Below are 24,528 nucleotides of genomic sequence, written 5' to 3' on the forward strand. Positions count from 1 at the left end.
TGGGCGTGGCTGTCATGTTCTGCCCTCGCGTTCCTGGGCTTCGGTGAGGACCGGCTCGGGGGCGTCCGACCAGTCCGCCACGCGGACGGGGAAGCCCGCGTCGCGGTAGGCGCGGCAGACCTGGCGGTCGTCGTCCACGACCACGGAGACGGCGCGGCCCCACGTGAGGTCGCGGAGGAGTTCCGGCTTGGCGACGCGGGCGGGGCGCCGGTCCCCGGCGCGGCGCATCAGGAGGCGGCCGGGCGGCAGGCCGTGGCGGGCGAGCCAGCGTTCCGTGTCGGCGCGCAGGTGTTCGGGGCGGCCGGTGACATAGGCGATCTCGTCGGTCGCCGCGTGCTTGCGCACCAGGGCCACGCCTTCGGCGAGCGGTTTGTCGTGCTCGGCGGCGCGGAAGAACGCGTCCCAGTTCTTCCGGCGGGACGTCAGGTGGTGCAGGCGGTGACGGACGTCGGCGAGCGTGCCGTCGAGATCGAAGACCGCGAGGGGGCGCGGATCCGGAGGTTGATCCTCCGGATCTTCCTCGCCGTCCGCTCCCGCCTCCGCGTCCGCGCCCCCGACGCCGCTCCAGCGGGCCATCACGCGCTGCGGGTCTCCCTCGGCGACCTCGGCGAGGAACGCGGCGGCCCGCGCGTCACGCAGTGTGGTGGTGGGCAGGCCGCGCCGGGTGAGGGCCACGGAGCCGTCGGGCCGTACGTCGAAGGCGAATCCATCAGGTCGGGACATGCTCCGACGCTACGACCCCGGCCGTTGGCGCGCACCCCTTTCCTGGCCGGGCGCGCCCGCGAGCCGCACGGATTGTCAGTGGGAGGGCCTAGAGTCTCTGCGTGACTACTCAGAGTTATGTCGTGGGCTTGTCGGTCACTCTTCTCGCGGTCGCCGTGTGGGTGCTGCCTCGGGGTGGCGGTATGGCGCCTGCGGTGAGGCGGCGGGCGGAGGTTCCGTACACGGGTCGTCTCCTCCCGGGCGGAGGACGGGGACGGGAGGTGCGGGGCGGGGCCGGGCTCAGTGTGGGTCGGCCGCCGCGTGCGGGGCCGGGTGCGCGGCCGGTTCCGCCGGTGCGGTCAGGCCGACGAGATAGGTGTCCACCGTCTGTACGCGGCCCTCCGGCGGAGGTGCGGCAGGCTCCCACCAGTGGAGACCGGCGATCTCGTCGGTCGGGGTGAAGCCAAGCGGACTGTCCGTCTCGGCGGTGAAGAGTGCGCCGTGCAGAACGCGTCGGTCGGGGAGGGAGGTGCGGGCGAATCCGGCGAAGCGCAGCGCGTCGGGCGCGATCCGCTGGCCCGACTCCTCCCACAGCTCGCGAGCCGCAGCCTGCCGGGGCGTCTCCCCGGGCTCGATCCCACCGCCGGGCAGCTCCCAGCAGTCCCGATGGCGGACGTGCACCAACAGGACGCGTCCCGCGTGGCGCAGCACGACCAGCACGTACCTGACCGGTTCGTGGCCCTCGGCGCCCGCCCCGCTGTCGTCGTCCCGCTCGCCCACCGGCGAGCCGGAGCCGAAGGCGGTGTCCTCCGGGAGCCGGGCGAAGCCCAGCAGCCGCATGCCGAGGGGACCCGTGGCCAGAGGGGGTGTCTCGCTCATACCTCCGAGACTACGGGGGTGGCGGTCGGGGACAGTTCGGCCCAGATGGTCTTGCCTGTCGGCGTCTGTCGGCTGCCCCAACGGTCGGTCAGTTGGGCGACGATGAACAGCCCCCGGCCGTTCTCGTCCTCGCTGCGGGCACGGCGCAGGTGCGGGGAGGTGCTGCTCGTGTCCGAGACCTCGCAGATCAGGGACCGATCGCGGATCACGCGCAGCTGGATCGGGCCGCCGCCCGCGTGGCGCACGGCGTTGGTCACCAGTTCGCTGATGACCAGCTCGACGGTGAAGGCCGCGTCCTCAAGCCCCCAGGCGGCGAGCTGACGGATGACCAGGTCGCGGGCCCGGCTCACGGCGGACGGGTCGCCCGGCATCTCCCAGCTCGCGACGTGTGACGCGTCGAGCACGTGGGTGCGCGCGAGGAGCAGCGCGACGTCGTCGGTCGGGCCGTCGGGGAGCATCGTCTCCAGCACGGCGTCACAGGCGACGTCCAGCGTGGGCGCGGGGCGGCGGAGGGCCTGGCACAGGCGGCGCAGGCTCGCGGCGTCCGCGTCGGGCGGCGCTTCACCGTCACCCTCGGCGTCGGCGTCGGCGTCGGCGTGCGCGGCGCCTGCCGTGTCGGCGCTGGTGCCGGTGTCGCTGGGGGAGGGGGCGCCGGTGGGGGCGTCCTCGGTGTCCTGTTCGCTGTCGCGGACCTGGCCGTCGTCCTGGGCGGGGCCCTCCTCCGTGGCCTGCCGCGTCTCGTCCTCCTTCGCGCGCACCCCGTTGAGCAGCCCCTTGGTGTACAGGGCGAGCAGGCTGTCCTCGGGGAGCATGATCCGGGTGGACTCGAAGGGCAGCCCACCCAGGCCAAGCGGGGGACCGGCGGGTGCCTCGATCGGATCGACCCGTCCGTCAGGCAGCACGAGCACCGGCGCCGGATGCCCGGCGCGCGCCAGGGTGCAGGTGCGGGACACCGGGTCGTAGACGGCGTACAGGCAGGTCGCGCCGATCTCGCCCCGGGTCTCCTCCTGCCCGGTCTCGGACCGCAGCCGGATGAGGACGTCGTCCACATGGGTCAGCAGCTCGTCGGGCGGCAGGTCGATGTCGGCGAGCGTGCGGATGGCCGAGCGGAGCCGCCCCATGGTGGCCGACGCGTACAGGCCGTGGCCGACGACGTCGCCCACCACCAGCGCCACGCGCGCGCCCGAGAGCTGGATGACGTCGAACCAGTCGCCGCCCACCTCGCCGCCCGCGCCGGTGGGCAGGTACCGCGTGGCCACCTCGACGGCCGACACGTCGGGCAGCCGCCGGGGCAGCAGGTTCTGCTGGAGCGTGAGCGAGGTGCGGTGCTCATGCGTGTACCGCCTGGCGTTGTCCACGCAGACGGCCGCGCGGGCGCCGATCTCCTCGGCGAGCAGCACGTCGTCGTTGTCGAACGGGTCCTCCTGCTGGTGCCGGATGAAGATGGTCACGCCCAGCGCCGTTCCCCGCGCCACCAGGGGAACGGCGATCGCCGAGTGGAAGCCGAACTGTCGCGCCTTCTCCGCGCGCCGGTCGTCGCGCGTCAGCCACGAGCCACGGTCGTCCCCGTCGCGGAGGTTCGCCAGCACGGCGTGCCCCTTGACCAGGCTCTGCGTGAACAGCGAACTCTCCGGATAGACGGCGGTGCTGCCCGGCCGCAGCACGGCCTCGGGCGAGCCGTCCAGGATCGAGCGCTGGGCGATGCGCCGCATCTCCACGGGGCCACGCACCGGCCCCGGCGGCTCGTCGCCGTGCAGCACGTCGTCGAAGAGATCGACGGCCACGAAGTCGGCGAACCCCGGGACCGCCACCTCGGCGAGGTCCCAGGCGGTCCTGCCCACGTCCAGCGTGGACCCGATGCGGGTGCTGGCCACGCTGAGCAGCCGCAGCCGGTCCCTGGCCACCATCAGTCTGCCGATCCGCATCTCACGGTTCAGCCGGATGCGGCAGACGAGGATGCCCACGGCCGTCGCGACCGCCACCAGCAGGATCGCGACGATCCGTCCGACGAGCGACAGATGACTCGCGATCACCCCGTACGTGATGATGATCGCCCCGACCGTGATCACGGAGATGACGATCGTCTGGCGCAGGGAGAGCAGGGCGCCTGCCACCAGCGGGGCGAGGACGGAGTAGCCGGCCAGCCGGGGCACCCCGCCGTGCGCGGCCCAGACCTGCGCCATCGAGATGGCCACGACGTAGACCACCAGGACGATGAAGACCGTGTCCTTGCCCTTCACCCCGGGCCCTGGTCCTGGGGAAGCCACCTGGTGCACCTCCCGGCCGGAGTGGACACGGGCTGTCCGAGCGTCGCCGCGCCCCGGGATCCTGGCCCCCGGCGTCGGCCAGGCCCGTGTGATCACCGTAACCGCGACCGGTCGGCCGGGCGACAGAAGCGCGCACGGGCGGGGGGGCCGGTGCGCGCCCGGCGGACGCGGGTCAGCTCCGGCTGACGACCAGCTCGTTGTCCGACGTGAAGCCGAACCGCACGTCCCCCTCGGGCCCCGCGCCGGGGAAGACGTCGGTCCCCCTCCGGTCCGGCACGTCGCCGCCGATGCGGCCCACGGGCACCTCCGTCCCGTCCGGGGTGCGCAGCCGCAGCTTCCAGGCCGCCGTGGCCGGGGCGGCCGGGGAGGGCGCCGTGGCGGCACGAGGCCCGAAGGGGCCGGTGAACGGCAGGGTGAGCTTGAGCCGACCGGGTGGATTCCCCGGCGCGCCGCCACCGTCGTCCGGCGTGTCGAGCGCCGTCACGTCCACCTCGACCTCCTCCTCGGGCCCGCCCCCGTCCCCCGGCACCGCGCGGCACGACAGCTCGTCCGGCTTGAGCCCGTCAGGGCCGTACAGCCGCACGACGACGGCCGCCGTCCCCAGTTCCGCCACCACCTCCTCGACCTCGGCGTGCGCGGGCCGCGACCAGGCGCGGACGGTCAGGTTGCCGTTCTTCGTGACATAGGGGATCCAGGCGTGCACACCGTGCTCGTCCACGCGGGGCCGCGCTGTGACCAGCTCGGCCCGCTCCACCAGCTCGGCCCGCAGGCGCTTGCCGCGCGGCGCGACGAAGAGGTCCCAGCGGCCCTCGGGCAGCGTCAGCGCGTCCGGGCTGAGGGTCGCCTCGGCGGCCTGGCCGTCCGGCCCTGGCGTGGCGGTGAACGGGACGCGGATCTCCTCCTGCCGCATCTCCTTGCGCAGCCGGAGCACCAGCTCGGAGGCCGTGAGCGTGCGCGGCACCGTGACCCGGACGCCGCCGTCCGCCGTGCCCGCGCCCCTGGCCTTCGCCGGGGCCGCCGTCACCTCGGGCGCCACGTCGTCCCGGCCGCGCGCACCGCCGCGCAGCAGGCGGGTGAGGAGGCCGGGCGCGCGGGGCGCGGGGCGGTCGGCCGTGAGGGAGGAGAACAGGTCCTCGTAACGGCGCGCGACGGCCTCGGGCGCGTACCCGGCCGCCGTACGCAGCCCGCGCGCGCCCATGCGGCGGCGCCGGTCGTCGTCCGTCATCAGCTCGCGCAGCGCGTCGGCGAACGCCTCCGCGCCACCCTTCAGCGGCGTCAGCAGGCCGTCCTCGCCGTGCGTGATGATCTCGCGCGGCCCGTGCGGGCAGTCCGTCGAGACGACCGGCACCCCGCAGGCCATCGCCTCGACGATGGTGAGGCCGAACGACTCCGCCTGCGACGACACCGCCGCGATCGAGCCCTTGGCCCACTCCGTCTCGATCGGCGCCGCCGCCCCCATCAGGCGCACCTGGTTGTAGAGGCCGAGCTGGTCGATGCGCTCGCGCAGGCCGTCCCGGGCCGCGCCGCGCCCGTAGATCCGCAGCTCCCAGTCGGGGAAGTCGGGCGCCAGCCTGCCGAAGGCGTCGATCAGCCGCCCGTAGCGCTTCACCGGCACGAGGCGTCCCGCCGCGACGATCGTGCGCGTGTCGCCGGGCGACGGCGCGACGCGCGCGGCGGGCGAGCTGTTCGGGATGGACAGCACACGCGCCGTCACGTCCTTCGGCAGCTCGGCCCGGTACGCGGCGGCGTCCGCCTCGGAGACGGGCACGAACGCGTCCAGCTCCCGCATCGCGTCGAACTGGAGCGTCCTGTCGTGCGGCTTCCGCGTGGCGAGGGTCATGTGTTCCTGGCCGACCCGGGCGTAGCGCCGACCGTCGCCGTGCCGGGCGAGCATGTCGTTGAGGACCGGCCGCGTGCCCACCACGACCTGCGCGCGCGTCCTGGCGAGGAAGGCCGCCAACCGCCGCTCGGCGACCTCGGCGGACGGCTCGTTCCGCCGGGTCAGCGGCACGAGGGTGACGCGCGGGTCGAACTCCAGGCTGGGCCGGTCGCGCGAGCGGTAGAGGCTCGCGACGGTGACCTGATGGCCGCGCGCGGCGAGGGCGCCCGACAGGTTGGCGACGGACCGGATCGTGCCGCCGATGCCATAGGCGTTGTTGAGCAGAAAGGTTACGTGCATCGTCCCCCCACAAGAACTGCTGGTAACTCTGTTTCCCGCCAGGTGACTTCCGAGTCCTGCCGTCGGTTGTGCCCCGACGGCGACACGGTGGGGGTTTGTCCGTTTATCGGCGCAGTGATACATCCCACTGCAACCTTTGCGAAGTACGCGGAGGCGTACGACGGTGACTCAGCGCGCGCGGGCGAGCGACCGGTGCTCGCCGGGGCGTACGCCGAGCGTCCGCTTGAACGCGACGCTCAGCGCATACGCGTTGGCGTACCCGACCCGCCGCGCGACGGCCTCCACCGTCGCGTCGCTGCACGCCAGCAGGTCGGCCGCCAGGGAGATCCGCCACTGCGCGAGGTAGGTCATCGGCGGCTGCCCGACCAACTCCGTGAAGCGCTGCGCGAACCGCGCGCGGGACGCGCCGACCTCGGCCGCGAGGTCCGCGACGGTCCACGGGCGCCCGGGGCTGTCGTGGATCAGCCGCAGCGCCTGCCCGATGAGCGGGTCGTGGTGGGCGCGGTACCAGGACGGGGCCGCGCTGCCCGGCAGTTCGAACCACTCGCGCAGGCTCGACACGAGCAGCAGGTCGAGCATGCGGTCGAACATCACCTGGCGCCCAGGGGAGTGCCGGGCGATCTCGGTCGAGATCATGCCCATGATCGGGCGGCACTCGGGCAGCGCGGGGACGCGGGCGACGCGCGGCAGCGCGTTCAGCACGCGCCGCGAGACGCTGCCGTGGACCTGGTAGGTCGCCTTGAGGAGCACCGGCGTCCCGGCGGGATCGCCCGGGCCGTCGCCCAGGGGGAGCGTCAGGTCGTGCAGCGACGTGCCGCCGGGAGCCGCGCGGTGCACATCGGCGCGCGGGGTCGTCGCCCGACTGTCGGCGACGGTGTACGGCTCCGGGCCCACCACCACGACGATGTCGCCGGTGTGCAGCGGAACGGGCGACGGCGCACCGGCCGCGGTGAGCCACGCCTCGCCGCTCAGCATGCTCAGCAGACTGACCGGCAGCCCCTCGTCGAACCGCAGCGACCACGGCGGTTGCAGCACCGACTGGTCGAACAGGGCGCCACGGGTGCGGACATCGCTCAGCAGATGCGACAGCGCGTCGTCCATCCCGCGAGTCTAGACGCACAGACATCGGAACGAGAGGGACAGCCATCCACCGTCCACGAGCGGCCGGGTTGACTGGGGGCATGACTTCTTCCGAGACCTCATCGACCTCGTCAGACTCCCGCGACATCCTCGTCCTGGGCGGCACGGGCAAGACCGGGCGGCGCGTCGCCGCACTCCTCGGCGGGCGCGCGAAGGTCGCGACGCGCTCCGGGCCCATACGCTTCGACTGGGCCGACACGACGACCTGGGAGCCCGCGCTGACCGGCGTGCACGCGGCGTACGTCGTGGACTCGCAGGGCCCGGACGCCGGCGCCGAGGTGGCCGAGTTCGCCGCGCTCGCGACGGCGCGCGGCGTCCGGCGGCTCGTGCTGCTGTCCGCCCGCGTCGGCCAGGACCTGGAGGGCGACGTCTGGCTCGCGACCGAGCGCGCCGTGCGGGCCTCGGGTACCGGCTGGACGATCCTGCGGCCCACCTGGTTCGCGCAGAACTTCGGCGAGGACCCGCTCATCACCGACGCCCTGCGCGCGGGCGACCTGCGCCTGCCGACCGGCGAGGGGCGCGAACCGTTCATCGACGCCGAGGACATCGCCGAGGTCGCGGTCGCCGCCCTCACCGGCGAGGGGCACGCGGGCCAGGTCTACGAACTGTCGGGACCGGCCGCCCTGACGTGGGGCGAGGCCGTCGCCGAGGTCGCCCGCGCGACCGGCGACGTCATCCGCTACACCCCGCTCGACGAGGACACCTACCGCGCGGAATCGGAGGCGCGCGGGGTGACGGGCGACCATCTCGACCTGATGGTCGCGCTCTTCGCGCACATCAGGGAAGGGCGGGCCGCGCACCTCTCGGACGGCGTGCGGCGGGTGCTCGGCCGCGAGCCGAGGCCGTTCGCCGCGCACGCCGCGACGCTCGGGAGCCTGGCGCGCGACTGACGGCCCGGGCGGCGGGCCCCGCCGGGACGGGACGCTCGCCCGATGACCCGCCCGATGACGGACTACGTCGCCCGCGTGATCGCCATCGACTGGAGCCGCTACGAATCGGCGATGGGCCCGGTCACCGCCGCCCATGAGATTCCCGGCCACCTGATCGAGCTGCCCCACGGCGATCCCGCGCGGGCGTCCCGCGCGGCCCTACGGGCTGAACGAGACCCTGTGCCACCAGGGCGTGTTCATCGACTCCGCCGCTCTCCCGGCCCTCCCCTTCCTGCCGGAGGCGCCCCGCTCGACGGACGAGACGCCCGTGGCCCGGCGGCTCCTGCGGCTCCTGGCAGGGCTCGCCGACTGCTCCCGGCCGGTCCCGGGACCGAACCGGCGACTGGCCCGGCCGCGAGTGGGTCGTCACACTGCGGCAGGAACTCGCACGGCACCGCTCCGCCGTGGCGGGCTGGACCACGCACGAGGACGAGGAGGTCCGCACCGAGGCGCGAGCCGTCCTGGACGGCCTGGACGGGGAGTGACCAGGGCGACGTCAGCCGCCGAAGCCGGCCGACCAAGGGATCGCGCAGACGTGCGGCCCCTGGGGGCACAGGCCGTCGAGCGTCCTGGTGCGCAGCGTGCGCCAGGTCTTCAGCGAGGAACGGAACGCGGCGCGCACCTCGACCGCCGCCCGCGCGCCGGGGGCGTGCCCGGGATTCTCGACCGCCCACTGCGCGGCCAGGTAGTCGTAGTCCTCGGCCGTCGCGCTGTCGCGCGTCACCTGCCAGGACAGGCGGACGCCACGGCGCGCGGCCAGGCCGTCCACCAGGGCGCGTACCCGCGCCACGCCCTCGTCGTCCGCGTAGAGCCCGAGGACGATCCCGCGGCGCCTCACGGCTTCTCCGGGGGCGGCGGCGCGGTCGAGGCGCGGGGCATCAGGGTCGTCGGATAGGTGACGACGCCCTCGGCCGGGGCGTCGGGGGACAGCGCGAGGCGGCCCGCGTGGGCGCCCGCGTCGGTCAGCGGCACGCGGACGGTGGTGAGGGCCGGGGTGGTGTCCACGGCGAAGGGGAGGTCGTCGAAGCCCGCCACGGACACGTCGTCGGGGATGCGCAGGCCCCGGTCGCGCAGGGCCGCGCAGGCGCCGAGGGCCACCGTGTCGTTCGCGGCGAGGACGGCGGTGAGGCCGGGCTCGCGGTCGAGGAGGGCGAGGGTGCCCTCGTAGCCCGCGGCGCGGTCGTAGGCGCCGCCGTGGACCGTCAGGCGGTCGGCGCCGCCCCCGAGCCCGGCGGCGGCGAGGGCCGCGCGGTGGCCTTCGAGACGGTGCCGCGTGGTCGTGCGGGCGGCGGGCCCGGCGATGTAGCCGATGGCGCGGTGGCCGAGGGAGAGCATGTGCTCGGTCAGGCGCTGGGCGCCGCCGCGGTTGTCGAACGTGATGGCGGGCGCCTCCGCGTCCGGCAGCGGCGGCCTGCCGCACAGGACGATCCGGGTCCCCGCCGCCTCCAGGCGGCGCAGCCGCGCGGACAGGGCCTCGATGTGCTCCGGGTCCTCGATGGCGCCGCCCGTGAGGATCACGGCGGCGGCGCGCTGGCGCTGGAGGAGTGTGAGATATGTCAGCTCGCGCTCCCGGGAGCCGCCGGTGTTGCAGACGATCGCCATCCGCGGGCCGCCGCCCGGGGTGCCGGGGCCCATCTGCGACTGGACGGCGCCCGCCAGCTGGCCGAAGAAGGGGTCCGCGATGTCGTTCACCAGCACGCCCACCAGGTCGGACGTGGCCGCGGCCAGGGCGCTCGCCGGGCCGTTGACGACGTACTCCAGCTCCTCCACGGCCGCGAGGACACGGGTCTTCGTGGAGCCGGCGACCGGATAGTTCCCGTTCAGCACACGGGAGACGGTCGCGGCCGACACACCCGCGCGGGCCGCCACGTCCGCCAGGGTCACTGCCATGCCTTCGCTCCCACACTTGTCCGAGCCGGTGAGGAGAGGTTAGCTTCTTTCCGAGTAGTAAGCGCTTACTGAATCAGCTGGAGGCACGCGCATGGCCACACGCAGGACCGTCCGGATCGCTCTCAACGGCGTGACCGGGCGGATGGGCTACCGCCAGCACCTGGTCCGCTCGATCCTCGCCCTCCGCGAGCAGGGCGGCGTGGACCTGGGCGACGGCACCGTCATCTGGCCCGAGCCGGTGCTCGTCGGGCGCCGCGAGCACGTGCTGCGCGACCTCGCAGCGCGGCACGGCCTGGGTGACGACGCGGTCGCCACCGACCTCGACGCCGTCCTCGCGGACGACTCGATCGACATCTACTTCGACGCGCAGATCACCCTCGCCCGCGAGGAGGCCATCGCCAAGGCGATCGCCGCGGGCAAGCACATCTACACCGAGAAGCCCACCGCCACCGGCCTCGACGGCGCCCTGCGGCTCGCCAGGCTGGCGCGCGACGCGGGCGTCAAGAACGGCGTGGTGCAGGACAAGCTGTTCCTGCCGGGGCTGCTCAAGCTGAAGCGCCTGGTGGACGGCGGCTTCTTCGGCCGCATCCTCTCGGTGCGCGGCGAGTTCGGCTACTGGGTGTTCGAGGGCGACTGGCAGCCCGCGCAGCGCCCGTCCTGGAACTACCGGGCGCAGGACGGCGGCGGCATCGTCGTGGACATGTTCCCGCACTGGGAGTACGTGCTCCACGAGCTGTTCGGCCGCGTCGAGACCGTGCAGGCGGTGACGAGGACGCACATCCCGCAGCGCTGGGACGAGCGCGGCAAGCCCTACGAGGCGACGGCCGACGACGCCGCCTACGGCATCTTCGAGCTGGCCGGTGGCATCGTCGCGCAGATCAACTCCTCCTGGTCGGTGCGCGTGAACCGCGACGAGCTGGTCGAGTTCCAGGTGGACGGCACCGAGGGCTCCGCCGTCGCCGGGCTGCGCAACTGCCGCGTCCAGCACCGGTCGGCGACGCCCAAGCCCGTCTGGAACCCGGACCTCCCGGCCACCGAGGAGTTCCGCGACCAGTGGGCCGAGGTCCCGGACAACGGCGAGTTCGACAACGGCTTCAAGGCGCAGTGGGAGCTGTTCCTGCGCCATGTCGTCGCCGACGAGCCCTGGAGCTGGGACCTGCTGGCCGGTGCGCGAGGCGTGCAGCTGGCCGAGCTGGGCCTCGCCTCCGCGGCAGAGGGCCGCCGCCTGCCCGTGTCAGAACTGAGCCTGTGACGCTCCGGGAGCGAGACCGATCATGATCCGACTGCCTGACTCCGAGGGCCGCCTGCGCGCCTACACGCCGCGCGCCGAGCCCGCCGCCCTGGCGCCCGGCGGGCCGCCGCTCGCCTCGCGGACCGTCTTCTCGGCCGCGCACGTGGTGGCCGACCCGTTCGCCGACACGACGCCGGACGGCCCGGCCGCCGTGGACTGGGAGACGACGCTCGCCTTCCGGCACCACCTGTGGTCGCACGGCCTGGGCGTCGCCGAGGCCATGGACACCGCGCAGCGCGGCATGGGCCTCGACTGGGCCGGGGCCGCCGAGCTGATCCGCCGCTCCGGCGCGGAGGCGCGGGCCGTGGGCGGCCGGATCGCCTGCGGCGTGGGCACCGACCAGCTCACCGGACCGGCGTCCACCGAGGACGTGCGGCGCGCGTACGAGGAACAGCTCGCCGTCGTCGAGGAGACCGGCGCGCAGGCCATCCTGATGGCGTCCAGGGCGCTGGCGGCGGTCGCCACCGGGCCCGAGGACTACCTCACGGTCTACGGCCACCTGCTGCGGCAGGCGGCTGAGCCGGTCGTGCTGCACTGGCTCGGCCCGATGTTCGACCCGGCGCTCGCCGGCTACTGGGGCAGCGACGACCTGGACGAGGCCACGGAGACGTTCCTCGCCGTCATCGCCGACCACCCGGACAAGGTGGACGGCGTCAAGGTCTCCCTGCTCGACGCGCGGCGCGAGGTGGAGCTGCGGCGCAGGCTGCCCAAGGGCGTGCGCTGCTACACGGGCGACGACTTCCACTACCCGGAGCTGATCGCCGGGGACGAACGCGGCTTCAGCCACGCGCTCCTCGGGATCTTCGACCCGCTCGGGCCGCTCGCCGCCCACGCGGTGCGCACCCTGGACACCGGGGACGTCGCCGGATTCCGGGCGGTCCTCGACCCGACCGTGGAGCTGTCCCGGCACCTCTTCCAGACGCCCACGCGCTACTACAAGACCGGCGTGGTCCTCCTCGCGTGGCTGGCCGGGCACCAGGAGCACTTCGTGATGGCGGGCGGGCTCCAGTCGGCGCGCTCGCTGCCGCACCTGGCGCGCGCCTACGAACTGGCGGACGGTCTGGGGCTCTTCCCCGATCCGGGGCTGGCCGAGGAGCGCATGGCGCGCCTGCTGTCGGTGTACGGGGTGGCGCCGTGACCACGCCCGGCAGCAGCACGAGCAACGCGACCAGCACGGCCAACGCGACCAGCACGGCGAGCAGGACGGGGAACGGCGCGGTGACGGAATCGGCGACGGCGGACACGACGGCGGCGGTGGACACGGTCCCGGACCTCCCCGGCTTCTCGATCAACCAGATGACGGCCAGACAACTGGCCCTTCCCGACCTGGTCAACGTCCTGTCGTCACTCTCCGTTCCCGGAGTGGGACTCTGGCGTGAACCCGTGCGCGACTTCGGCCTCGCCGCCGCGGCCCGCCTGGTCCGCGACGCCGGGCTGACGGTCACCTCGCTGTGCCGCGGCGGCTTCCTCACCACCACGGAACCCGCCGCCCGCGCCGCCGCCCTCGACGACAACCGCGCCGCCCTGGACGAGGCCGCCGTCCTCGGCACCGACACCCTCGTCCTCGTCTCGGGCGGCCTGCCGCCAGGGAGCAAGGACCTGGCGGGCGCCCGCGAACGGATCGCCGACGCGCTCGCCGAGCTGGCCCCCTACGCCGCCGAGCGGGGCGTACGGCTGGCGATCGAGCCGCTGCACCCCATGTTCGCGTCCGACCGCTGCGTGGTCTCCACGCTCGCCCAGGCCCTTGACCTGGCCGAACGGTTCCCCGCCACGCAGGTCGGCGTCGTCGTGGACACCTACCACCTGTGGTGGGACGACACGGTGGCCGCGCAGATCCGCCGGGCGGGCGAGGGCGGCCGTATCCACTGCTTCCAACTCGCCGACTGGATCACGCCGTTGCCCGCGGGCGTCCTCACCGGGCGCGGCCAGCTCGGCGACGGCTCGGTGGACATGCGCTGGTTCCGCGACCAGGTGGCCGCGGCCGGGTACACCGGCCCGGTCGAGGTCGAGATCTTCAACGACGGGCTGTGGGCGCGGGACGGCGCCGAGGTCCTCGCCGAGACCGTCGCCCGTTACCGCGCGCACGTGCTCTGACCGCCGCCGCCGCGCGGTGTGACGACGGGGCCGCTGCCGGACAACTCCAGCAGTGTGACGCCAGGAACCGCCGCACACCGCGCACGCCCCGCCCGCGATCCACGCTGGGACACCACCCGCTGGATCGCGGGCACGCTCGTCGTCGTCGGCCACGCGATCGAGGAGATCCGTGACCTCGACTCGATGCGCTGGCTCTATCTCGCGACCTGGCCGCTGCGCATCCCCGTCCTCGCCCTGGTCTGCGGCTACTTCAGCTCGGCCCACGTCCCCGACGCCCGGGAGGCGCGGCGGGCGCTGACGAGTCTGGCCGTCCCCTACCTGGCGTTCAGCGTGCTCCACACGGCGCAGATCCGGCTGCTCGGCGGCGGCTGGCGGTTCTTCCTCGGCGAGACGGCGTGGGGCCTGTGGTTCCTGATGGCGCTGCTGTTCTGGCGGGTGGCGCTGCCGTATCTCGCCGCGCTGCGGCACCCGTTGACGGCGTCCGTCGGGGCGGCGCTGCTGGTCGGCTACTTCGACGAGTTCGGCGCCGTCTTCACCGCCTCGCGCGCGGTGGCGTTCCTCCCGTTCTTCCTGCTGGGCTGGAAGATCCGGCAGGGCTTCCTGAGCGGATTCCTCACCTCGCCCGCGACCGGGCCGCCGAGCGCGGCCGTGCTGCTGCTGAGTGCCGCCGCCGTCTGGTGGGCCCGTGACGACATCCGGCTGGCGTGGCTGCCGATGCGGGGGCACTACGGCGGCGAGTCGGCCGTGTTCGGGCCCGAGGGCGCGTGGCTGATACGCGCGGCGTTACTGCTGTACGGGGCGGTGGTGGCCGTGTGTCTCGTCCGCCTGGTGCCGCGGCGCCGCGTTCCCGTGCTCACGTTCCTGGGGAGCGGCGGGATGTACGTCTACCTGTGGCACATCCTCTTCATCCGGGCGGCACACCACCACGGCGTCACGGAGTTCGCCGACCACTGGTACGAGGCGGGGCTCGTGGTCGCCGCCGCCGTCGCGCTGGCCGTGGCGCTGGCCTCGCCGCCCGTCCGCGCGCTCACCCGGCCGCTCGTCCAGCCGGGGCGCCCGGTACGCCGGGGGGCGCGGGCGCGGGAGTTGACCTGACGCCCGCTCAACCCGGTGCCCGTCACCGGGCCCTCACTCCCCGTTGTCAGTGCCCCGGGCTACTGTCGAGCCATGTCACACAGCGTTGTGGTCGAGGGAGTTCTCGAACGCATCACGTACGCGAACGAGGAGAACGGTTACACGGTCGCCCGTGTCGATACCGGGCACGGCTCGGGTGAACTGCTGACCGTCGTCGGCGCGTTGCTCGGCGCGCAGGTGGGGGAGTCGCTGCGGATGACGGGCCGCTGGGGCTCGCACCCGCAGTACGGCCGTCAGTTCACGGTGGAGAACTACACGACGGTCCTTCCCGCCACCGTGCAGGGCATACGCCGCTACCTCGGCTCAGGGCTGATCAAGGGCATCGGCCCGCGCACCGCCGAGCGGATCGTGGACCACTTCGGCGCCACCACCCTGGACGTCATCGAGACCGAGGTGAAGCGGCTCGTGGAGGTGCCCGGGCTCGGGCCGAAACGCACCGCGTCCATCGCCGCGGCCTGGGAGGAGCAGAAGGCGATCAAGGAGGTGATGGTCTTCCTCCAGGGCGTCGAGGTCTCCACGTCCATCGCGGTGCGCATCTACAAGAAGTACGGCGACGCGTCGATCTCCGTGGTGAGGAACCAGCCGTACCGCCTCGCGGCCGACGTGTGGGGCATCGGGTTCCTCACCGCCGACCGGATCGCCCGCGCCGTCGGCATCCCCGAGGACAGCCCGGAGCGCGTCAAGGCGGGGCTGGCGTACGCGCTCTCCCAGGCGGCCGACCAGGGGAACTGCTACCTGCCGCAGGAACGGCTCATCGCGGACGCCGTCAAGCTCCTCCAGGTGGACACCGGCCTGGTCATCGACTGCCTGGGGGAGCTGGCGGAGGAGCCGGAGGGCGTCGTGCGCGAACGGGTGCCCGACCCCGGCGGGGACGGCCTGATCACCGCCGTCTACCTCGTGCCCTTCCACCGCGCGGAGCTGTCGCTGGCCGGGCAGCTGCGGCGGCTCCTGCGGGCCGAGGAGGACCGGCTGGCGGCCTTCGCCGAGGTCGCGTGGGACAAGGCCCTCGCCTGGCTGGCGGGCCACACGGGAGCCGCGCTGGCGCCCGAGCAGGAGCAGGCGGTCAGGCTCGCGCTGACCGAGCGGGTCGCGGTCCTGACGGGCGGCCCCGGCTGCGGCAAGTCGTTCACCGTCCGCTCGGTGGTCGAGCTGGCGCGGGCCAAGCGCGCCAAGGTGGTGCTCGCGGCGCCGACCGGCCGGGCGGCCAAGCGGCTCGCCGAGCTGACCGGCGCCGAGGCGTCCACCGTGCACCGGCTGCTGGAGCTGAAGCCGGGCGGCGACGCGGCCTACGACCGCGACCGCCCGCTCGACGCCGACCTCGTCGTCGTGGACGAGGCGTCCATGCTGGACCTGCTGCTGGCGAACAAGCTGGTGAAGGCCGTGCCGCCCGGCGCGCACCTGCTCCTCGTCGGGGACGTGGACCAACTCCCCTCGGTCGGCGCGGGGGAGGTGCTGCGCGACCTGCTGGCGCCCGGCTCGCCCGTGCCCGCCGTACGGCTGACGCGCATCTTCCGCCAGGCGCAGCAGTCCGGCGTCGTGACGAACGCGCACCGCATCAACAAGGGCGTCCCGCCGGTGACCGAGGGCCTGCCCGACTTCTTCCTCTTCGCGGAGGAGGACACCGAGGAGGCGGGCAGGCTCGCGGTGGACGTGGCGGCCCGGCGCATCCCGGCCCGCTTCGGCCTCGACCCGCGCCGGGACGTCCAGGTCCTCACACCGATGCACCGGGGACCTGCCGGGGCCGGTGTGCTGAACGGGCTGCTCCAGCAGTCCGTCACCCCCGCCCGTCCCGGGCTGGCGGAGAAGCGGTTCGGCGGCCGGGTCTTCCGCGTCGGCGACAAGGTCACGCAGATCCGCAACAACTACGAGAAGGGCGCGAACGGCGTCTTCAACGGGACGGTCGGCGTCGTCACCGCGCTCGACGTGGACGAGCAGCGGCTCACCGTCCGCACCGACGAGGACGAGGACATCCCCTACGACTTCGCGGAACTCGACGAGCTGGCCCACGCCTACGCCGTCACGATCCACCGCTCGCAGGGCAGCGAGTACCCGTGCGTGGTCATCCCGGTCACGACGAGCGCCTGGATGATGCTCCAGCGGAACCTGTTGTACACGGCCGTGACCCGCGCCAAGCGGCTCGTGGTCCTGGTGGGCTCCCGGCGCGCGCTGGGGCAGGCGGTGCGCAGTGTCGCGGCCGGACGGCGCTGCACGGCGCTCGACGCCCGGCTCGCCGGGCAGATACCGCGCCCGGAAGAACCGTGAATATCCCGGTTGCGGCGGCACGCCGTGCCAGATTTTGGCCACATGGCCGACCCCGAGTGCACATTGTGGGCCCAGATGGGGGACAGTGGAGGGAGTCAGGGCACCTCGATGAACTCAGGACACCTCGAAGACGAGGCACGACGCCGGTGAGGGAAGACGTGAGCGAAAACCGCAACAGCGACAGCGCGGACAAGGCAGTAGTAGTGCGGTACCAGGGCGAGGAGCACTCCTACCCGATCGTTGACAGCTCGGTGGGCGACAAGGGCTTCGACATCGGCAAGCTGCGCGCCCAGACCGGTCTGGTGACCCTGGACTCCGGTTTCGGCAACACTTCGTCCGCCACGTCGGCGGTCACCTATCTGGACGGCGAGCAGGGCATCCTGCGCTACCGCGGCTATCCGATCGAGCAGATCGCCGAGCGCGGCTCGTTCCTGGAGACCGCCTACCTGCTCATCAACGGTGAGCTGCCGACGGTGGACGAGCTGGCGGCGTTCAGCCGTGAGATCTCGCAGCACACGCTGCTGCACGAGGACGTGAAGCGGTTCTTCGACGGCTTCCCGACCGACGCGCACCCCATGGCCATGCTGACCTCCGTGGTCAGCGCGCTGTCCACCTTCTACCAGGACAGCCACAACCCGTTCGACGAGCGGCAGCGCTACATCTCCACGATCCGGCTGCTCGCCAAGCTTCCGACGATCGCGGCGTACGCGTTCAAGAAATCCGTCGGTCACCCGGTCGTCTACCCCCGCAACGACCTCGGGTACGTGGAGAACTTCCTGCGCATGACCTTCTCGGTCCCGGCCGAGGAGTACGCGCTCGACCCGGTGGTCGTCAGCGCGCTGGAGAAGCTGCTGATCCTGCACGCGGACCACGAGCAGAACTGTTCGACCTCCACCGTGCGGCTCGTCGGCTCCTCCCAGGCGAACCTGTTCGTCTCCATCTCCGCGGGCATCAACGCGCTGTGGGGCCCGCTGCACGGCGGCGCCAACGCGGCGGTGCTGGAGATGCTGGAGAGCATCCAGGCCGAGGGCGGGGACGTGGACGCGTTCATCCGCCGGGTGAAGAACAAGGAGCAGGGCGTCCGGCTCATGGGCTTCGGCCACCGGGTGTACAAGAGCTTCGACCCGCGCGCCAAGATCATCAAGTCGGCGGCGCACGACGTGCTCTCGGCGCTCGGCAAGTCCGACGAGCTGCTGGACATCGCGCTGCGCCTGGAGGAGCACGCGCTGAGCGACGACTACTTCGTCTCGCGCAACCTCTACCCGAACGTGGACTTCTACACCGGCCTGATCTACCGGGCCATGGGCTTCCCGACCAGCATGTTCACCGTGCTGTTCGCGCTGGGCAGGCTGCCCGGCTGGATCGCCCAGTGGCACGAGATGATCGCCGACCCGACGACCCGCATCGGCCGTCCCCGGCAGGTCTACACGGGCGTCGCGGAGCGCGCGTACGTCCCGGTGGAGCAGCGTTGAAGGATGTGACGTAGGTCACATCATCAGGTGTGCAACCTTCGAAGGAGTTGTGGGTCTAACCGGTCAGTGTTGACGCGGGTTCGGCTGGACCCACGCCAACGGCCGTCCGGCCCGGGGTCCCGTGGGGGGACGCTCTGAGCGGACGGCAGGAAGCGCCCCGTGCCGGGCCCTGTGGGGGGACCCGTCGGCGGGGCGCTTCTCTCTTTCCCGAGGGCGCCACCGCGCACTCCCGGCCGCCCCCTTCCGCGCCCCGGGGCGGCTCACGTCGCACCCCAGAACGCAGGCACACCACGGCCCGCACCGGTTCCGCGCCGGTGCGGGCCGTGGTGCGCGGGCGGGCGGTCCTGGCCCGTCCCGGCCCCGGTCAGACCCGGCCGACCAGGTCGTACCCGGCCTCGTCCACGGCCGCCCTGACCGCCTCGTCGTCCAGCGGGCCGTCCGCCGTCACGGTGACCAGGCCCGTCGCGGCGGTGGCGCTCACCTCGCGCACGCCGGGCAGTTCCGAGACCTCCTCGGACACACTTCTCTCACAGTGGGCACAGGTCATCCCGGAAACCTTGTACGTGACCGCGCTCATGACGTCCTCATCTCCTTCACGTCCCGTCCATGCCTTCGCCCCCGGATTATATACCCCTCGGGGGTATGACTTCCGGATGGTGCCGCTCAACCCCGGCGCCCGTGGGCGCGTCACAGACGGATGGGGGGTCGTCTCTGTGTGCGAGTCCCACGGCAATCGGCTCGCGGTGTTGGGGGAAGCGCGGTGGAACGGGTCCTGACCGGTCGGCAGAGTGGAAGCGGGGCGCGTGTCAGGGCCGCTCTCCGGGGGACCCCGGGATCGCCCTCGGGGGTGAACTGCCCCCGCGCTCCGGGGAAACCCGCCCTGATCCCTAGTCATGATGAAAAGATGTTCAGTGCGCCACGTCTCACATGTCAGCTTTGATTGACAGGTCGGTTCACGGGGGCGACCCCTCGCAAGGAAACGGACGAACGCATGGACGGCGCACTGTGGATGTACGTGCTGCTTGCCCTCACCACCGCGCCCCCCCTGGTGCCCAACGCCGCCCTCATCGCCTCCGCCGGGGCGCTCGCCCAGGCCGGTGACATGAGCCTCACGATGGTGCTGCTCGTCGTCGCGGGCAGCGCGCTGGCCGGTGACGCGATCATCTACGGCTGCGGCATGCTCGGCAGCCGCCGCGCCCTCCGCTGGCTCTCCCGCACCCCCCGCCGCAGCGCCGCCCTCGACTGGACGGCCAGCCGGATGCAGGCGTACGGCATCCCGTTCGTCATAGCGGTGCGCTTCGTCCCCAGCGGCCGGGTCATCGGCGGCCTGACCGCCGCCGTGGTCGGCTACCCGGCGCGCCGCTACCTGTTCGGCGCCGGGATCGCCGAGCTCATCTGGGCCTCCTACAGCGTGGGCATCGGCTACTGGGGCGGCTCCGCGCTCGGCGGCACCTGGCCCTCGCTGTTCATCGGCACCGGCGTGTCCGTCGTCGTGGCCGGGGTCGCCCAACTGCTCAGCCGCTGCGGCGGCAACGGGCGGACGGCCGCCCCCGAGGGCCCGCGCCCCACCCCTAAGCCCGTCCCCGGTGCCCCGGGCGGCGCGTGACCCACTCCCTGATCGTGTCCGGATACCAGAACGGCCTGCCCCGCTCCACCACGTCGGGTGGCGGCAGCAGGCCGTGCTTGCGGTAGGAGCGCACGGTGTCCGGCTGCACGCGGATGTGGGCGGCGATCTCCTTGTAGGACCACAGTCCCGGCTGCGTCATCTCCCCGCTCCTCGCTCGGCCCGCCGTACGGGCATTTCTGACGGTGCGTCAGTCTCGCCTCGGAGAACGACGGTCCGGGAGGGGGGTCAGGGTCTGTCGGCCAGCTGTGACGGGCGGCCCGCGTCATGGTGACATCCGTCGCCGACCTGACAAGAACCTGGCGAAACCGGTACACGCCGGCCCGTGACCCGCGCCCGGCGCCCCTTACGTGTGCTGCGGGAAGCCGAGATCGACCCCGCGGTCCGCCGGATCCGGCCACCGCGTCGTCACCACCTTGCCCCGCGTGCAGAACCTGACGCCGTCGTCGCCGTAGACGTGGTGGTCGCCGAAGAGCGAGTCCTTCCAACCGCCGAACGAGTGGTGGCCCACCGGCACCGGGATCGGCACGTTCACGCCGACCATCCCGGCCGCCACCTCCAGCTGGAAACGCCGCGCCGCCCCGCCGTCCCGCGTGAAGACGGCCGCGCCGTTGCCCCACCGCGACGCGTTGACCAGCGCCATCGCCTCGTCGTACGTCGCGACGCGCACGACGCACAGCACCGGCCCGAAGATCTCGTCCCGGTACGCGTCCATCCCCGGCGTCACCCGGTCGAGCAGCGAGACGCCGAGGAAGAAGCCCTCCTCGTGCCCCGGCACCGTGAGCCCGCGGCCGTCCACCACGACCTCGGCGCCCTGGCCGCCCGCGCCCGCGACGTACGCCGCCACCGCGTCCCGGTGCGCGGCCGTGATCAGCGGCCCCATCTCGGACGCCGGGTCGTCGCCAGGACCGATCCGCAGTGCCCGCGCCCGCTCCGCGATCCGCGCCACGAGACCGTCCGCCGTCGCCTCGCCCACCGCGACCACCACGGAGACGGCCATGCACCGCTCGCCCGCCGAGCCGTACGCCGCGCCGACCGCGCCGTCCGCCGCGACGTCGAGGTCCGCGTCCGGCAGCACCACCATGTGGTTCTTCGCGCCCCCGAGCGCCTGCACGCGCTTGCCGTGCTCCGTCGCCGCGCGATGCACCGCCGCCGCGACCGGCGTGGAGCCGACGAAGCTGACCCCCGCGACGTCCGGGTGCGCCAGCAGCCGGTCCACGGCCTCCCGGTCGCCGTTCACCACGTTCAGCACGCCGGGCGGGAAGCCCGCCTCCGCCGCCAGCTCCGCCAGCCGCAGCCCGGCCGACGGGTCCTTCTCGCTCGGCTTCAGGACGAACGTGTTCCCGCACGCCACGGCCAGCGGGAACATCCACAGCGGCACCATCGCCGGGAAGTTGAACGGCGTGATCCCCGCCATGACGCCCAGCGGCTGCCGGATCGACGCGACGTCCACGCCGCCCGACACCCCCGTCGAGAGCTGCCCCTTCAGCTTCTCCGCGATCCCGCAGGCCACCTCCACGATCTCCAGGCCGCGCGCCACCTCGCCCAGCGCGTCGCCGTGCACCTTGCCGTGCTCCGCCGTGATCAGGCGGGCCAGCTCGTCACGCCGCTCGTCGAGCAGCGCCCGGTAGCGGAACAGCAGCGCCGTCCTGCGCGCCAGCGAGGCCGTGCCCCAGGACGTACGGAACGCCTCGCGCGCCGCCGCCACCGCCACGTCCACCTCGGCGGCCGACGCGAGCGCCACCTCGCGCGTGCGCGCGCCCGTCGCGGGGTCGAAGACGGGCCCGGTGCGGCCGGACGCGCCGGGCACGGCCCGGTTGTCGATGAAGTGCCCCAACGGGGTGGTCGTGCCCATGTGGTCCGTCCTCACGTGTCGTGGTGTCACAGGTGGCGGCGGCGCGCCCGGACCGCCCGCTCGTACGCCGCGCGCGCCTCCCGCGTGCCGGGCAGCGCCGACGTGGCCGCCACCGGCACGTCCCACCACGCCTGCGCGGGCGGCCCCGAGGGCGCCGGGTCCGTCTCGACGTACACGCACACGGGCCGCGGCTCCTCCCGCGCCTCGGCCAGCGCCGCGCGCAGCTCGGCCCACGTACGGGCGCGCAGCACGCGCAGGCCGAGCGACGCGGCGTTCGCGGCCAGATCGACGGGCAGCGGCGCGCCGGTGTACGAGCCGTCGGGCGCGCGGAAGCGGTAGGCCGTGCCGAAGCCCTCGGCGCCGGTCTGCCGCGACAGGCCGCCGATGGACGCGTACCCGTGGTTCTGGAGCAGCACGAGCTTGACGGACAGGCCCTCCTGCACGGCCGTCACCAGCTCGGTCGGCCCCATCAGGTACGTGCCGTCGCCGACGAGCGCCCAGACCGGACGGTCGGGCGCGGCCAGCCGGACGCCGAGCGCGGCGGGGATCTCGTAACCCATACAGGAGTAGCCGTACTCCACGTGGTACTGCCGGGGCGAGCGGGCGCGCCAGTAACGGTGCAGGTCGCCCGGGAGGGAGCCCGCCGCGTTGACGACCACGTCGTCCTCGCCCACGACCGCGTCGAGCGCGCCGAGCACCTGCGGCTGGGTGGGGGGCGCGTCCTCGTCGGCTGGCAGCAGGACGGACGTGACGACGCGCTCCCACGCCGCGCGGCCCGCCGCGTACTCCTCGCGGTACGTGTCGGGCACCTGGTGCCCGGCCAGGGCGGCGGTGAGCGCGGTCAGCCCGGCGCGGGCGTCGGCGACCAGGGGTGTTCCGGCCATCTTGTGCGCGTCGTCGGCGCTGATCGTGAGGTTCGCGAAGCGGACGCCTGGGTGCTGGAAGAGGGTGTGGGACGCCGTCGTGAAGTCCGTCCAGCGCGTGCCGACGCCGATGACCAGGTCGGCGGTGCGGGCCAGGTCGTCGGCGACGGCGGTGCCGGTGTGGCCGATGCCGCCCATGTCGCACGGGTGGTCGTGGCGCAGCGAGCCCTTGCCCGCCTGGGTTGACGCGACGGGGATGCCGGTGGCGTCCACCAGCGCGCGCAGCGCGTCCTCGGCGCGGCTGTGGTGCACGCCGCCGCCCGCGACGAGCAGCGGACGCCTGGCGGCGCGTGCGGCGTCGGCCACGCGCGCCAGGGCGTCCGCGTCGGGCGCGGGGCGCGGGACGTGCCAGACGCGCGGGGCGAAGAACTCCTCGGGCCACGCGTGGCTCTCCGCCTGCACGTCCTGCGGCAGCGCGAGGGTGACGGCGCCGGTCCGCGCGGGGTCGGCGAGGACGCGCATCGCGTCCAGCGCGGCGGGGATCAGCGCCTCGGGGCGGTGCACGCGGTCGAACCAGCGGCTGACGGGCCGCAGCGCGTCGTTGACCGACACGTCACCGGCGGCCGGGTGTTCGAGCTGCTGGAGCACGGGGTCGGCCGGCCGGGTCGCGAACGTGTCGCCAGGCAGCAGCAGGACGGGCAGCCGGTTGATCGTGGCGAGCGCGGCGCCGGTCACGAGATTGGTGGCGCCGGGCCCGATCGACGTCGTGACGGCCTGCGCGGACAGCCGGTCACGCTGCCGCGCGAACCCTACGGCGGCGTGCACCATGGCCTGTTCGCTACGGCCCTGGTGGTAGGGCAGCGGTGCCCCGGGGCCCTGCCCGCTCTCCACGAGTGCCTGCCCGATACCCGCCACGTTCCCGTGACCGAAGATTCCCCAGCACGCGTCGATGAGCCGGTGCCGCTGCCCGTCCCGCTCGCTGTACTGCGCGGTGAGGAAGCGGACGAGGGCCTGGGCGACGGTCAGCCGGACGGTGCTCACGTGGTCTCCTCCTGCGGTGCGGCGGGCGCCCCGTACAGCGGCAGCCGGGGGTCCACGGGGGTGTCGGGCCAGGTGTCGCGCAGCCAGGCGTGGTCCGGGTGGTCGCGGATCAGCCACGCGCGGTCGGGGTCGGGGCCCGCCATGACGTTGAGGTAGTACATGGCGTGCCCTGGGGTGGCCATCGCCGGGCCGTGCCAGCCGTCCGGGATCAGCACGGCGTCGCCGCCCCGCACCTCGGCCAGGATGTCGCTGCGGCTGCCGGCGCCGGAGGGGGACACGCGTTGGTAGCCGATGCCAGGGGCGCCCGAGGGGCCCGGCGCGATCTCGTAGTAGTAGATCTCCTCAAGGCGCGACTCCTCGCCGGGCCGCGACGCGTCGTGCTTGTGCGGCGGGTAGGACGACCAGTTGCCGCCCGGCGTCAGCACCTCGACGGCGATCAGCCGGTCGGCGGCGAACACCCCGGCGGCGGCGAAGTTGTTGACCTGCCGCGAGCAGACGCCCGCGCCGCGCAGCTCCACGGGCACCCCGCCCGCCGGTCCGTACCGCGCCGGGAGCCGCCGCCCGCAGCGCGCCCCGGCCAGCGCGAACCGCCCGCCGCCCGCCGAGGCGACCGTCACCTCGGCGCCGCGCGGCGCGTACGCGAAGTCGCTGACGCCCGCGAAGACGTCGCGCCGCCCCGTCAGGGCGAACGTCTCGCCGTCCGCCGTCACCACGCAGCCGCCCGCCAGCGGCAGCACGATCCACTCCTCGTCCCCGGCGGCGAAGGTGTGGCGCTCGCCGGGGCCGAGCCGCAGGACGCGCAGCGAGGCGTACGTCCACCCGGCCGTGGCGGGGGAGACGGCGAGGTCGTAGGGGCCGGACGCGGCGGTCCCGGCGGGGAGATGGAGGCGCGGGCCGGTCGGCATG

Annotated in this window: 20 protein-coding genes; 8 read left to right on the plus strand and 12 right to left on the minus strand. The window is 73.7% G+C overall.

Going from position 1 to position 24,528, the window contains the following annotated elements:
• Window positions 1-12: 12 nt before the first annotated feature.
• The 5 genes from IF27_RS24435 to IF27_RS24455 form a co-directional block, all read right to left on the minus strand.
• On the minus strand, window positions 13-576 hold the full coding sequence (locus IF27_RS24435; RefSeq protein ID WP_420822049.1) for a phosphatase domain-containing protein: 564 nt from the start codon (window positions 574-576) through the stop codon (window positions 13-15).
• 426 nt (window positions 577-1,002) lie between these two features.
• Window positions 1,003-1,581 (minus strand): NUDIX hydrolase, encoded by a 579-nt coding sequence (locus tag IF27_RS24440; RefSeq protein ID WP_052851926.1) that lies wholly within the window; start codon window positions 1,579-1,581, stop codon window positions 1,003-1,005.
• Window positions 1,578-3,848 (minus strand): ATP-binding SpoIIE family protein phosphatase, encoded by a 2,271-nt coding sequence (locus tag IF27_RS31660; RefSeq protein WP_223291198.1) that lies wholly within the window; start codon window positions 3,846-3,848, stop codon window positions 1,578-1,580. The genes IF27_RS24440 and IF27_RS31660 overlap by 4 nt, the downstream gene beginning before the upstream one ends.
• A gap of 172 nt (window positions 3,849-4,020) precedes the next feature.
• Window positions 4,021-6,027: a glycosyltransferase family 4 protein gene (locus IF27_RS24450; protein ID WP_052851928.1), complete on the minus strand. Its 2,007-nt coding sequence runs from the start codon at window positions 6,025-6,027 to the stop codon at window positions 4,021-4,023.
• Window positions 6,028-6,195: 168 nt separating this feature from the next.
• Window positions 6,196-7,128 (minus strand): AraC family transcriptional regulator, encoded by a 933-nt coding sequence (locus tag IF27_RS24455; protein WP_052851929.1) that lies wholly within the window; start codon window positions 7,126-7,128, stop codon window positions 6,196-6,198.
• Between the two features lie 80 nt (window positions 7,129-7,208).
• On the opposite strand from IF27_RS24455, the gene IF27_RS24460 reads away from it, so the two are divergent.
• Entirely contained in the window at window positions 7,209-8,057 is an 849-nt protein-coding gene (locus IF27_RS24460) for a Rossmann-fold NAD(P)-binding domain-containing protein (RefSeq protein ID WP_052851930.1), read from the plus strand.
• 535 nt (window positions 8,058-8,592) lie between these two features.
• Here IF27_RS24460 and IF27_RS24465 read toward each other — a convergent pair.
• Complete coding sequence (locus IF27_RS24465; protein ID WP_052851933.1) at window positions 8,593-8,934, minus strand: hypothetical protein; 342 nt, start codon at window positions 8,932-8,934, stop codon at window positions 8,593-8,595.
• Entirely contained in the window at window positions 8,931-9,986 is a 1,056-nt protein-coding gene (locus IF27_RS24470; RefSeq protein WP_052851935.1) for a LacI family DNA-binding transcriptional regulator, read from the minus strand. Before IF27_RS24470 ends, IF27_RS24465 begins: the two co-directional genes overlap by 4 nt.
• A 91-nt stretch (window positions 9,987-10,077) precedes the next feature.
• On the opposite strand from IF27_RS24470, the gene IF27_RS24475 reads away from it, so the two are divergent.
• The 6 genes from IF27_RS24475 to IF27_RS24500 all read left to right on the plus strand — a co-directional run bounded on the left by IF27_RS24475 (window position 10,078) and on the right by IF27_RS24500 (window position 18,239).
• The gene (locus IF27_RS24475) at window positions 10,078-11,238 is read left to right on the plus strand and encodes a Gfo/Idh/MocA family protein (protein ID WP_052851937.1); all 1,161 of its coding nucleotides are present in this window, start codon (window positions 10,078-10,080) and stop codon (window positions 11,236-11,238) included.
• A 19-nt stretch (window positions 11,239-11,257) separates the two neighbouring features.
• Window positions 11,258-12,415 (plus strand): dihydrodipicolinate synthase family protein, encoded by a 1,158-nt coding sequence (locus IF27_RS24480; RefSeq protein ID WP_052851939.1) that lies wholly within the window; start codon window positions 11,258-11,260, stop codon window positions 12,413-12,415.
• A 158-nt stretch (window positions 12,416-12,573) separates the two neighbouring features.
• Complete coding sequence (locus IF27_RS24485; RefSeq protein ID WP_052852001.1) at window positions 12,574-13,371, plus strand: sugar phosphate isomerase/epimerase family protein; 798 nt, start codon at window positions 12,574-12,576, stop codon at window positions 13,369-13,371.
• Between the two features lie 54 nt (window positions 13,372-13,425).
• A complete protein-coding gene (locus IF27_RS24490; RefSeq protein ID WP_190233091.1) occupies window positions 13,426-14,466 on the plus strand; it encodes an acyltransferase family protein in 1,041 nt (346 codons plus the stop codon).
• A gap of 72 nt (window positions 14,467-14,538) precedes the next feature.
• Window positions 14,539-16,767 carry an SF1B family DNA helicase RecD2 gene (gene recD2 / locus IF27_RS24495; RefSeq protein ID WP_052851941.1) on the plus strand — a complete coding sequence of 743 codons (2,229 nt, stop codon included), beginning with the start codon at window positions 14,539-14,541 and terminating at the stop codon, window positions 16,765-16,767.
• 158 nt (window positions 16,768-16,925) lie between these two features.
• Entirely contained in the window at window positions 16,926-18,239 is a 1,314-nt protein-coding gene (locus IF27_RS24500; protein WP_052851942.1) for a citrate synthase, read from the plus strand.
• Between the two features lie 364 nt (window positions 18,240-18,603).
• On the opposite strand, the gene IF27_RS24505 is transcribed toward IF27_RS24500, so the two are convergent.
• Entirely contained in the window at window positions 18,604-18,816 is a 213-nt protein-coding gene (locus IF27_RS24505) for a heavy-metal-associated domain-containing protein (RefSeq protein ID WP_052851943.1), read from the minus strand.
• A gap of 414 nt (window positions 18,817-19,230) precedes the next feature.
• Between IF27_RS24505 and IF27_RS24510 the strand changes: the two genes are divergently transcribed.
• Complete coding sequence (locus tag IF27_RS24510; RefSeq protein WP_052851944.1) at window positions 19,231-19,845, plus strand: DedA family protein; 615 nt, start codon at window positions 19,231-19,233, stop codon at window positions 19,843-19,845.
• Here the strand turns inward: IF27_RS24510 and IF27_RS24515 are convergent.
• The 4 genes from IF27_RS24515 to iolB form a co-directional block, all read right to left on the minus strand.
• On the minus strand, window positions 19,811-20,005 hold the full coding sequence (locus IF27_RS24515; protein WP_052851945.1) for a MerR family transcriptional regulator: 195 nt from the start codon (window positions 20,003-20,005) through the stop codon (window positions 19,811-19,813). The genes IF27_RS24510 and IF27_RS24515 overlap by 35 nt on opposite strands.
• Window positions 20,006-20,209: 204 nt before the next feature.
• Window positions 20,210-21,718 (minus strand): CoA-acylating methylmalonate-semialdehyde dehydrogenase, encoded by a 1,509-nt coding sequence (locus IF27_RS24520; protein ID WP_052851946.1) that lies wholly within the window; start codon window positions 21,716-21,718, stop codon window positions 20,210-20,212.
• 26 nt (window positions 21,719-21,744) lie between these two features.
• Complete coding sequence (iolD, locus tag IF27_RS24525; RefSeq protein WP_052851947.1) at window positions 21,745-23,622, minus strand: 3D-(3,5/4)-trihydroxycyclohexane-1,2-dione acylhydrolase (decyclizing); 1,878 nt, start codon at window positions 23,620-23,622, stop codon at window positions 21,745-21,747.
• Window positions 23,619-24,527: a 5-deoxy-glucuronate isomerase gene (gene iolB / locus IF27_RS24530; protein ID WP_052851948.1), complete on the minus strand. Its 909-nt coding sequence runs from the start codon at window positions 24,525-24,527 to the stop codon at window positions 23,619-23,621. Before iolB ends, iolD begins: the two co-directional genes overlap by 4 nt.
• Between the last annotated feature and the right edge of the window lies 1 nt (window position 24,528).

Source organism: Streptomyces avicenniae, from assembly GCF_000719135.1.
Lineage (GTDB): Bacteria > Actinomycetota > Actinomycetes > Streptomycetales > Streptomycetaceae > Streptomyces > Streptomyces avicenniae.